Below are 11,755 nucleotides of genomic sequence, written 5' to 3' on the forward strand. Positions count from 1 at the left end.
AAAACCTCACACTTAATTGTAAATCTCCATTCAACATTTTGAGCGAGGAGATTTACATGCGGTATCATCCAGTAACCATCCAAATTTTAAAAGACCTGGTTAATCAGATTACCGCCATGGTCTTTAGATTGCTCTCGGCGGTGGACCCCAAAAACTGGACAATGTGCTAAGCTATGAGTCAGACCAAAAATGAGGAGGATCTGACGATGGGTAACAAGCGCAAATCACACAGTCCACAGTTCAAAGCCAAGGTCGCTCTGGCTGCCATTCAGAACGAAGAAACCGCAGCACAGTTGGCCAGTCGATTTGGTGTTCACCCCACCATGATTTCCACCTGGAAGCGGCAGATGCTCGACGGTGCAGCCGATATCTTCGATAAAAGCCACCGATCCAGAAAACAGGCCGATGCCCAAACCGCCGAACTGTACCGCCAGATCGGTCAACTCAAGGTGGAAAACGATTTTTTAGCACGCAAGCTCAGCAGCTGAATCGCAAACAGCGTAAATCCATGATCGATCCGTTGGATCGGCAGCTGAGCGTTTCCCGGCAGTGTGAACTAATCGATCTTAGCCGGTCATCCTATTACTACCAACCCATACCCATAAGCCAAGAAGAGCTGGAACTGATGCGCAAGATCGACGAACTGTATCTTACCAATCCATCCTCGGGCAGCCGAACGATCAGCCGCCAGCTGGATCGTCAGGGCATAACAGCCAATCGCAAACGGGTTCAGCGGCTGATGCGATTAATGGGTATCGAGGCGGTGTATCCCAAACCGCGGACCAGCCGCCCCCATCCCCAGCATAAGGTATATCCTTATCTGCTAAGGGGTATGACCATCAGTCGCACCAATCAGGTTTGGGCCAGCGACATCACTTTCATCCCCATGGCCAGTGGGTACATGTATCTGGTGGCGATCATGGACTGGCACAGCCGCAAGGTGCTCGCCTGGCGGATATCCAACACCCTGGACAGCGCCTTTTGTATCGATGCCCTTAAAGAGGCGTTGAGCCGCTATGAGCCACCGGAAATCTTCAATACCGACCAAGGGGCTCAATTTACCAGCAACGCGTTCACCAAGGTTCTCATCGATAACAAGGTCGCCATCAGTATGGATGGTCGGGGTCGTTGCCAGGACAATATATTCGTCGAGCGGCTGTGGTGGACCCTCAAACACCAATACATTTACTTGCACGCATTCGACACCGGTAAGGCGCTGCGGCAGGGTCTGGGCCGGTGGCTCGATTATTACAATCACGAACGGGGCCATTCGGCCCTTGACGACAGAACCCCGGATGAGGTTTATTACGGTCTGCCCCATCCTTTCGCCGAGGCTGCCTGATGCCTTTTTATCTTTTAAAAAGCTCTCGGCTCATAGCTTATTCTACCCCTCAGGCTGTCCAGCCGATGGGGTCCACCTCCCTCCTCCACAAAAAACAAACCCCAAGATCTTTCATCGAAATACACAAGGGGGCCACCCCGACAAATTTATCAATTTCAAAAGTATCTGAAAAATAAACAAATACAAGGAGATAACAATGAATATTCAAGACTATTTGAGAATTACATGCCCTTATTGTGAAGAAAATTTGGCAACAATTAGCAAAAAAGGACTGACGGTAAGAATGAAAGGCATACGATTCCCCATGGAATCTTATTATGCATTGCATCCGTTTATTATTTGTAAGTGTGGTGAAAGTTTTCCACTTCCGATTGATTTTGGACAACCTCAAGATACTGAACTTGTGTAGCTCAAGCTGAGGGGGGCTGACGACTATCAGCCCCCCTTCAGAGGTAACTGTGACACTGGATGACGATATAACAATCCTTGCTTCCAATTTCGATAAGCTCGACTTGGCGGTTTATGCGCAGCACTTCGATGATACTTTCCTTAAGCAACTTGAAGAATTGAAGGCAAAGGCCATCGCGAACAAGGGGCCGCTGCCTATCGAACTTAAACCGCTGAAATCCGTTGACGTATGGAAGGGATTTCTTCAGCCCCACGGTGCTAACGGATATGCGTTCTTGATCTTTGGAAATGAATACAACCTGAAAATTGGCAATTGGGTAGAAGCCATTGATCGGCCATCGGTCTACGTTGAGATTCGGTCTGAAACCCTATGGCACCTTGGCCCGGCCGCTGCCATTGATCGCATTATTGATATTCTCAAGGGCCAGGGAAAGGGCGCTATTGTTGAGAAGATTGTTCCCAGTAGGGTGGATTTATGCGTTGACGCGCTATTCCCGCTTTCTGTCTGGGACCGTTCCCTACTTGACTATAAAGTTACCCACCGGCCGACCAAAACGGCGCTTTATCTGGACAAGAGCGGCGAGATAGAAGGGGTTTCCATCGGGCGCGGCAAACTTTCTTGCCGCCTTTATAACAAACCGCTCGAAATCAAAACCCAGTCCAAAAAGTTCTGGATGTTCGATGTCTGGGGGATCGCGGCGGATGACGTGCCTAAACACATGCGGATTATCCGAACCGAATTCCAGCTACGGCGGGAGGTTTTGAAGCAGCTGGCCATCGATACCGCTGACGACCTGATCGACTATCAAGGCAGCCTTTGGGGGCATTGTACCAAAGAATGGCTGCGGTTCCGTGATCAGCCGGGTAAGCATTCCAAAGTGAGAAAAACCTTCGGCTGGTGGAAGACCTTGCAAAACGGCTATCATGGCATCCACGCCCCCATACCGCTGATCCGGTTTAAAGCCGCCAACGCCCAGCATGAACATCTACTTAACCAGCTTGACGGGCTTCTGACATCACGAGAGGCGCTTTTACAAGAAACTTTCGCTCCTGACAGTCATTTGCAGCCGGTACGGTCAATCGCCCTAAAAACGCTTCCCAGTGCGCTAAATGCCATCGGCAAGGATATTTGCCACTTCATGGATGCCGTCAATGAAAAACGGGCCAAATATAAACGCTCAAAAGAAAAGGCCGCTTTGGTGGCTGAACAGCGGGCAACGCTTGGGCACCCATGTAATCTTGAGAATAACGGAAATTATCATCAAACAACTTTAGAGGAGGTAGCCAATGGAACAGTACCTGACAACGGAGGAACTGAGTGAGCGGATCAAGATGCCGCCGGGCAGTATCCGCAACCTGATCTGGAAAGAGGAGCTAAAGCTTAACATCCACTACGTCAAACCGACACCCCGAAAAATCCTTTTTGTTTGGAGCGCCATCGAGAAATGGCTCTGGGGTGGAAGAAAACCCGGTATGGGCAAACAACCTAGAAGTCTCATCAATGTATGATGACATACAATGACCGAAATTGACGCCTCCTTTCAGTTCGTGATAACCGATGACTATGTGACATCCGAACTGAAAGGAGGTGATTGGAAAAGCGGAAAGGGGTAAGCGTGCACAATCTCAAAGTAATCGATTTTACCCAATACCGCGATCTTGACGATAAACGCCCGAAGCGCAAACGATCCAAGAAGCGATTAAAGGGGTCCGTTTACAAACGAAATGGGAAACTCTGGGTCGATTTCCGATATCAGGGTGAACGCGTTCGCGAACCAACCGGATTGTATGATACTGAATTAAATAAAAAAAAGGTTCGTAGACAATTAAGCCTGATTATTGCGGAGATCGAGAACGGTTTATTTGAGTTTGCTAATCGGTTCCCTGAATCCAAAAGACGGGCCTATTTCGCGGAGCTCGAAGGCAATCAGGTCAAACGTACCCCGGACGAGGTTCTATTCCAGGATTACGTTGAAAGCTGGTTGCCAAGAATGCAACCGGGCATGAGCGAAAGCCAAATTCGGGACTATACCAGCATTTTGAATTCGACCTTGTTACCCAAGTTTGGAAAAAAGCTCCTAAGTATCTTTTGGTCCCGCGTGCGGATGAAGGAATTTATCGTTGAATTGAAGGCCAGGAAGAACCGGTACGGTAAGCCACTTTCCGGCAAGCGGATTCAGAATATCATGATTCCGCTAAGGGTCATCGTCAAAGATGCCATTGATGAATTTGAATGGTACGATTTGCACGACCCGTTTGCCGGGCTCAAATTACCGAAGTCCAGAAAGTCCCGCATTTATCCGTTTCGCTTTCAGGAGTGGCAGGTGCTGCGGGAATTTATGCTGGATTGGTACAAGCCCTATTTTGATTTTGCCGTGCAAACCGGCCTGCGGCCCTCGGAGCAGGTGGCGCTCAAATGGACTGACGTTGACGATTATTACATCCACATTGAGCGCAGCCGTGTCCGCAACAAGGAAAAGGACGATCTGAAAACCGAGGAAAGCCGCAGGATGATCGAGATCCGGCCGGCCATGCGCGAGGTGCTTGACGCCCAGTTCGAGCTGACCAGAGCCTTTAAGAGTCCCTATGTGTTCATCAACAGCGAGGGGCGCCCGATCCTTCAAGACAAGTTGCGGGAGGTTTGGGCCAGGGTAATGGAAAAAAGTGGGTTGATGTACCGGAGGATGTACGAAACGCGCCACACATTTGCTTCGTGGGCATTAGCTGCCGGTGAAAGCCCGCATTGGGTGGCAAGAACATTGGGGCACGTCAACACGTCCATGATCTACAAGACTTACGGTCGCTATATCCCGAATCTGACGCGGCAGGATGGCAGCGCCTTCGAGCGGCAGTTTCTGGAAAACACCAACAAAAAAAGGGACACACTTAGCCACAATTTAGGACACAATGGCCAAAAATACGTCCCTCAAAACGGGTTATATAATTGATTTTATTATATAACCAAATGGTGGAGGCGGCGGGAGTCGAACCCGCATCCTATCGTGAAATCAGATTCTGGTAGTGCACCAACGTATCGTTCCACTGCCGCACATTTTCCTCGTCCTCGGAACCCCTGACTCCGTTTTTCACAAAAAAATTAATTGCATTGGTGTAGTTTGCCTTGGAGATGGATTCCTTGAGCCGGATTTCACCCTGCCGGATCATGCGGTTGCCGATGGCCAGCATCTTTTTCAGCATTTTGGCCTTGTCGTGGCGGCCGCGGCGGTTCTTGGCAAAATAGACCAATGCCGTGCGATAGGATTCCAGAAAGGGTTCGATATACCCGGCAAAGAAAACCAGCTTGCGAAATCCCTCGGAAGAGAGGTTGTAGGTATCCGGCATGACGGCATGGGGAACGAGAATCGCATCGTCAATGAATGCTTTGACGGTTTTGCGGACAATGTAGGCCGGGGGATGGTTGGGGTCCGGGTTAAACTCCTCGCAAAACAACTCCTGAAGGCGCCGATAGGTGTCGTGCAGGTCGGCGGCCGAAAATTGGAAGGCGTCTTTTTCCAATATGGCCAGGGCCGTAAAGGCCGGGGGGATGAAATGGCAGATACAGATGTTCTTGTAATAGTCCAGGGCATTCCGGCGGTTTTCCACGACACGGTAGGCTTTCTGCCGGAACTGACCGTCGGCATGCGTATCGTCGATCCGCTGGATGAATTTGCGTCCCAGATAATGATAAAGGGCGTTTTTTACAGCGGACGGGTGTTCGTCGGCAAGGGTGTCGGCCAGGCACGTGCCCTGGGAACCGAACAGGTTCATGGATGCCTCGATGCGGAAGCTCAGCTCCTTGCTGGAGATGGTCTCCCTGCCGCCCGACAGCAGGGCTCCGGCGACCAGGGACTGGGGGGTGACCACGGTCTGCAGGTCGATGGCATTCATCATCTGGGCGCCGATGTCCCGGCATAGGTTGTTCTGTTGTTTGGCGGAGAGTACCGCTCCGGTCAATCCCTGTTCGGCCAGCAAATCGCTCAGGGCTAAGGGGTGGCCGAAATTCAGGTGAACTTTGCCATAACGGTTTTTCAAGATGCGTTTGGCCTTGAGCATCTGGCGGAAATTCTCGGCAGACTTTTTCCCACCGCTGATTTCATGCAGATAGGACCCTTCATCCGGGATGCGGTCGTAGGCGATGAAGACGGGAACAAAGATCATATCCCTGCTGGCGCCCTCGAAGTAGGCGTGCAGCAGGATGGAGAGCATGCCCAGTTGGGGCTGCAGCAGTTTTCCGCTGCGGCTGCGGGTGCCTTCGATGTAAACGGCAATATTAAATCCTTCCTTGAGCACCTGGAAGATATACGCCGAAAAGACCTTGGCGTAAAAAACGGCGCCTTTAAAGCTGCGCCGAACAAAAAAGGCCCCCACCCGACGGAACAGCGGGGCCATAGGCCAAAAGGCCAGATTTTTGCCGGCAAACACATGGGGGCAGGGCATGTGGTTGTCGTAGAGGGTATAGGAGAGCAGCAGGGAGTCCATATGACTTTTGTGGGCGGGCATGAAAATGATCGGCCCTTTTCGGGAATTTCGCTTGATGGTCGACAGGGCCTCGGGGCTGAAGGTTACCGACTCGAAGAGGGTGTTCAGTAGTCGTCCCGTGACCCGGTGGACGATATTGATGAAGGAGGGGCTGTAATTGGCAGCGATCTCGTCCACATACCCCATTGCCTCGCGGTGGGTCTGGTAAACGGTCATTTTCCGGCGTTTGGCATAGGTGCCCATGAACTGGCGCAACTCCTCCCCGGTCAGGATCTCCTGCTTAATTTCTTCCGGCGTCTTGATGGTGGGGCCGGTGATGCTTTTCCGGTGGGCGTTGATCTGGCCCAGCAGATCGCGACGAAGCTTCAGCGATAGATACTCAACGCTGCGCCCCCGATTTTCCGCCGATTCGATAAAGCGTTTCAGGTCGATCGGATCGGATACCTCGATAAAGATGTTGCCGGGTTTTCTGAACAACGTGGCCAGGCGCCGCAATTTGCCCGGTTTCTGTGGAGAGCCAAAAAATATGTCCGTCAGCGTCGGCCACGTGGATGCCGGGTTTTTGCTGAAAAACAACAGCTGAGGAATGAGGCAGATGGGCCGTTCAAGGGTTTGTTGGATTTCGATCAAATGGCGGACCGGGTCGGTTTTGGATTTGATGAACCGTCGATAAAAATCGCGTTTTTCCACCAGCGGTAAAAAGGCGGTCGTCCCTTTATCGATCTCGTCCCGGATGAACCCGGCCCGGTATGGGTCCTGAAACGAAAAATGGCGCAGGAAGAACCTCACCTGGGCGTAGACGATGCGTATCAGCCGGCCCACGGGCTGCAAGAATCTGACGCTGCAGTCGAACCCCAGTTGAGGGTAGGGCAGATTGGCCTGCATGTATCTGGTATAATAGCATAAAAATTCAAAATAACTTTTGGCCTTGGAGACGTAAACGATGATGCCGTTGTCGGGAAGGTCCTCAAGGGTCGCCTTGAGTTCGGGATTCAGACGGATGCCGGAGAAGAGACGACGCAGGATGAACATGGATAAAATGCCGGTTCGCACAGGCAACCAGCAGGTGAAGGGGTTGCCCGTTTTTCTCGAATTCTTTTGAATCCAACCGGTGAATCGTGACGGCTTATTCATGGGCGCGTTTATATCAGATTCACAGAAAAAGGCCACCGTCTATGTATCGGTGAAAGCTTTTTTTGAAAACGGGGTTCCCTTTCCATTATTGCGAAAACGGTTCCAAGGGCAGGCAAAGCTCCGTATTGTCCCGGACCGGGCTGGACGTGTCAGGATGGGCGCCGTAAAGATAGCGCACACTGAAAGCTTCGGGGCCATCGTCTTCCAGCTCGATGCGGATAGTATTGCCGTCTTTGCGGAAAACCGAGGCGATGGGCAGCGGCTCCCGGCCGGAGAGAACCTCGAACCCGGTGATTTCCGACCAGGGGGTGAAGTCGGTGCCGCCCTGTTGCCGGATGGCTATATCGATCACCCGGTCCGATAATCGGGTGACGGTGGAAATGGCGGGACCCCGATGGAAATGCACTTTGCCCAGCAGGTAAAAGATGGTCTGGGCCGTCCGAACTCCCAAGATGGAGTATGCTGCCGGCATCAGGTGCTGCCGGCCATGGTTCTCCAGGTCTATGCTCAGGGCCGCCAGGTGGCACTCGTCGATGGTTTTCAATGCGTCCATCTGGGCGTCGCGAATCCATTGGCAGGAGGTATCTCTGCCACTGGGCCGTTTGACCAGCGGAATGATCAGAAAGGGAAGCCGGGGCCGGGATGACCTGTTTTTGATGTCGGACCGGATCTGATTGTTGACGAAGCGTTCCAGGGCGGACCGATATTCTTCGCGAGACACCGTTCCCCTTGCCGCATCGGCCTCGCCCTGCATCCACAGCACGACTTCCACCGATCCGCCGGCAGCGTTGACCCCGTCGATGAATCGCCGATAGATGCCGTCGGGGCCGGTGTCCAGCCAGAAGCCTTTGCCCCATTCCGCCTTGGCCGTCAGGCCGGTGCCGTTGACCGAGTAGTCCAGCAGACCAATGGGAATCTTCAGCGTTGAAGCCAACCGGTTGCCCAGAGCCAGTGCCCCGTTGCCCTCAATACCGGGCGCAACCCATTCGCCGTTGCGGTGAAGCATGAGCAGGGGCGACGGCTGATGATCTTTGCCGGTGAAGAACCACTCGCGCATGTTGGATTGGCCGATGCACGCAACCAGCATGCCTACTCCCCACCGGGTGCGACCCTTGTTGACCACCCACGGGGTGATGCTGCTGCGCACATGCAACCGGTACCATCCCCCCTGGGGAATGTGGCGCAAAATACCGGTATACAGGCCGTTTTCCGGTGAGCCGTCCACCACGGTCCAGGGGACCACCACTGCATCCGTACCGGCGGCCACGACCCGGGCTTCAACTGTTCCCGGCATTCCGGTGTAGGTGCCGGTGACCACGATGTCTGCAGCCTTGCCCTGACGCTGAAAGATACGGCCCGCTTCGATGTCGGCCAGGCTCAGTTCGGGAAGAGCATCCGTCGGATGCACTGCAGCCTGTCTGGCCGGCCCGTCGCCCGGACCTCTTGCAGGCGGTTTGATCGGTTGGAATTCCATCCCACTGTAAATATCGCCGACCATAGCGGATCTTTCCGGTATTGATGGCGCCGGCGGTGGATTTTTGCCGTAAAAGCTCAACAGTTCGGCTTTCTCCAGGATGAACACACCTGGGTGCTGACTGGGGTTGATCTGTATCTCCACCGATTCATCGAAGGGCAGGGGAACGATCACATGCCGGGTTTCCCGGCTCAGGGTCTTTTGAATCAATACGGTCTCTTCAGGCCGGGTCTTGATGGTGATGCGCCCCTGGTGTTCCGGGGGGAAGGTCAGCTTCACTATCCGGAATACACTCTCGGTCGATCCTGAAAGCGGGGGCAGCGAAAAGAAAGCTTCCTCCCCCGGGGTTTTGATTTGCAGACCATCGGGGGTGATGTCCAGCGCACACTGAGTCACCGGTTTCGCGCCGTCAAGGGCAATGTCCCGTTTCACCACCCCCTGCATGGGTTGGCCGGCCGCAGCATAAATGGATTCCAGGTTCAGGTGAAGCTGTTCCAGCGAGCTTTCCCCGCTTTCCAATACGACCCAGTCACTTTTTTTGGCCATGACATTCCGGTCGAACGTGGGTTCCTGGGTTGAATCGATGACGGCCAGGCTTTTGAAGGCGCGGGTGAGAAAAGGCAGCAGGCGGTCCAGATATTCGTCGCCATAGACCACGCCTACCGGACCATTGACGGCGTGGGGTCCGGCGGTATAGCCGGCCAAGGGGGCTTTTTCCTGTGGCGTTTCATCCAGGAGAAGACGGTAGAGGTCATTGTCCGGTGGCGGGCAGGGAATTGACGAACGGTCGCCGGATAGCGGCCTGGCCAGTTCCTGGAAATTCAGGATTTGTTCGGCGGCTGCGGCGGCACCGCCGCAGCTCCAGAAGCGTGACCGTTTGTGATAGACATCAATCCCGCTGAGTTTGGCTTTTTTCAACACCGGGTCCAGTCCGATAAAGCCACTCAAGGGGTGGCGGTTGTTGGCGTCGATCAGCGCCTTGTAAAATGGACTTTGAAACTTTGAAATGTCGGAGCCGACGTACTCCGGATAAATGACTGCCTTGCCGGGAACCACGGTGGCCAGAAAGTGGCGTCCGGTGGCGTTGATTATTTTTTCGACAGCGTGCATCTCCAGAAAGAGCCGGTAGGCCGCCTGCCGGGCAACCGGCGGTTCCGGATAGGCCGCGGTGGTTTCTTTGGGGTACAACCAGCCATGGATGCCGACGCGTACCGACGCGGCCGATGAGGTGGAAAACAGATGGTAGTTCAGCCAGTTGTGTAGTGTTTTCAAACGCCTACCAGCGGGCAGGGATTCCCGGAACCATCCTTCGACAGCCTGGTAGTATCCTCGATCCAGCCACAGCGTTGCTTCAGGCACGGGAAATCCCTGGTGGAGGGTATTATCACCATTGCCGTGCATATGACCCACCAGCCACAGGGCCGCCGGTGCGGTCAACAGAATCACAAAGAATAGGGATAAGAACTTTTTCACCGTGTCGATTAGAACCGGTAGTAGATAAATGGGTTCTGATAGCCGGAAGCCATAATGGCTGCACACCAGGGCAAAAGCACTGCGAATAGAACGATTCCAACCGTGGCCGCTAAAAAACGCTTTTTCTTCAATTGGGGCTCGGCATCCATGTCTCCGGACGGCAGGATCAGCGCAGTCAACGAGCAGAGCATGAGCACCCCGTTTTTCATGTCCAGCAGGCTCACCAGGGACATCGGCAATTCATGGGTGGAGAGGCTGAACATGGCCGTGAAAAAATGGCCGGCCTGGCCCAGATCGTCACAACGGAAAATCACCCACCCGCATACCACCACCACCAAGGTCAACAGGCGGCGAAACCCGCGCAGGCGGTTTTCGGGAACGCGACGCAGGCCGGTGAGCCGCTCGAACACCAAAAAAAGACCGTGGTAGGCACCCCATGCCACGAATGTCCAGTTGGCGCCATGCCAGAACCCGCACAGGAGAAATACAAGGGTCAGGTTCAGGTAGGTGCGGGCCGCCCCTTTGCGATTGCCGCCTAAGGGAAGGTAGAGATAGTCCCTGAACCAGCGGCTCAGTGAGATGTGCCAGCGCTTCCAGAAATCGGTCAGGCTGATGGCGCTGTAGGGCCGGTTGAAGTTTTCCAGGAAACGAAAGCCAAAGAGCATGCCCAGGCCGATGGCCATGTCCGAGTACGCGGAAAAATCCAGATAGATCTGAAGGCTGTAGGCAATGGCGCCCATCCATGCGGTCCTGGTGTCCAGCAATGCAGGCGACAGACCGAAAATGAGATCGGCGAAACGGCCACAGGTATCGGCCAGGATCACTTTTTTGCAAAGGCCCCAACAAAACCGCACGGCTCCGGTATAAAATGTATCCCAGGATTCCACCCGTTTTTTAATCTGGTCGTGAATGTCCCGGAATCGGACAATGGGGCCGGCCACCAACTGGGGGAACAGAGCCACATACATCGAAAAGTCAATTAAATTGGCAATGGATCTGCATCGCCCACGGTAGACATCGATGGTGTAGCTGAGCTTCTGGAAGGTGAAAAAGGAGATGCCAACCGGCAGGGCCACCGCTTCCCATCCGGACAGATCGAGGCCCATCCGCACGAGGTAATCGCCGGTCTGGCTCACAAAAAAATTGGCGTACTTGAACCAGGCTAAAAGCCCCAGGTTGACGATGACGGACAGGGTCAGCCACAACCGCTTTTGCCCTTCAAACCGATCCATGAAACGGCCCATTGCATAGTCGAAAAAAGTGGAACCGGCCAGAAACAGGATGAATTCCGGGGCCCCGAAAAGATAGAAAAAATAGGAGAAAATCAACAGGGTCAGGTTGCGCAGGCGGTTTTTAAACAGCAGATGCTGGCCGTAGTAGCAGACGATCACAACCGGCAGGAAGGCAAAAATGAAGAAAAGGCTGGAGAAGATCATGTGATCATT

General features: G+C 53.5%; 8 protein-coding genes. 5 read left to right on the forward strand and 3 right to left on the reverse strand.

Going from position 1 to position 11,755, the window contains the following annotated elements; translation table 11 throughout:
• The first annotated feature begins 206 nt into the window (after positions 1-206).
• The 5 genes from ACHZBS_RS26315 to ACHZBS_RS26335 all read left to right on the forward strand — a co-directional run bounded on the left by ACHZBS_RS26315 (position 207) and on the right by ACHZBS_RS26335 (position 4,698).
• Positions 207-1,342 (forward strand): IS3 family transposase gene (locus ACHZBS_RS26315; RefSeq protein WP_319405970.1). Its coding sequence is split into 2 segments (ribosomal slippage): positions 207-486 and positions 486-1,342, totalling 1,137 coding nucleotides; the frame shifts between segments, so codons are not numbered across the junction.
• Between the two features lie 196 nt (positions 1,343-1,538).
• Complete coding sequence (locus ACHZBS_RS26320; RefSeq protein ID WP_319409501.1) at positions 1,539-1,751, forward strand: hypothetical protein; 213 nt, start codon at positions 1,539-1,541, stop codon at positions 1,749-1,751.
• Between the two features lie 49 nt (positions 1,752-1,800).
• Positions 1,801-3,072, forward strand: a complete 1,272-nt coding sequence (locus ACHZBS_RS26325) for a hypothetical protein (protein ID WP_319409502.1) — start codon at positions 1,801-1,803, stop codon at positions 3,070-3,072.
• Positions 3,038-3,259 (forward strand): hypothetical protein, encoded by a 222-nt coding sequence (locus ACHZBS_RS26330; RefSeq protein ID WP_319409503.1) that lies wholly within the window; start codon positions 3,038-3,040, stop codon positions 3,257-3,259. The genes ACHZBS_RS26325 and ACHZBS_RS26330 overlap by 35 nt, the downstream gene beginning before the upstream one ends.
• A gap of 83 nt (positions 3,260-3,342) precedes the next feature.
• Positions 3,343-4,698, forward strand: coding sequence for an Arm DNA-binding domain-containing protein (locus ACHZBS_RS26335; RefSeq protein ID WP_319409504.1), 1,356 nt, complete (start codon positions 3,343-3,345; stop codon positions 4,696-4,698).
• Between the two features lie 49 nt (positions 4,699-4,747).
• On the opposite strand, the gene ACHZBS_RS26340 is transcribed toward ACHZBS_RS26335, so the two are convergent.
• The 3 genes from ACHZBS_RS26340 to ACHZBS_RS26350 all read right to left on the reverse strand — a co-directional run bounded on the left by ACHZBS_RS26340 (position 4,748) and on the right by ACHZBS_RS26350 (position 11,746).
• The gene (locus ACHZBS_RS26340; RefSeq protein ID WP_319409505.1) at positions 4,748-7,261 is read right to left on the reverse strand and encodes a 1-acyl-sn-glycerol-3-phosphate acyltransferase; all 2,514 of its coding nucleotides are present in this window, start codon (positions 7,259-7,261) and stop codon (positions 4,748-4,750) included.
• Between the two features lie 187 nt (positions 7,262-7,448).
• Positions 7,449-10,310 (reverse strand): sialate O-acetylesterase, encoded by a 2,862-nt coding sequence (locus ACHZBS_RS26345; protein WP_319409506.1) that lies wholly within the window; start codon positions 10,308-10,310, stop codon positions 7,449-7,451.
• Between the two features lie 8 nt (positions 10,311-10,318).
• Positions 10,319-11,746 carry an MBOAT family protein gene (locus ACHZBS_RS26350; protein WP_319409507.1) on the reverse strand — a complete coding sequence of 476 codons (1,428 nt, stop codon included), beginning with the start codon at positions 11,744-11,746 and terminating at the stop codon, positions 10,319-10,321.
• Positions 11,747-11,755: the final 9 nt, after the last annotated feature.

Origin of the sequence: uncultured Desulfosarcina sp. (genome assembly GCF_963664155.2) — a bacterium.
Taxonomy (GTDB): domain Bacteria; phylum Desulfobacterota; class Desulfobacteria; order Desulfobacterales; family Desulfosarcinaceae; genus Desulfosarcina.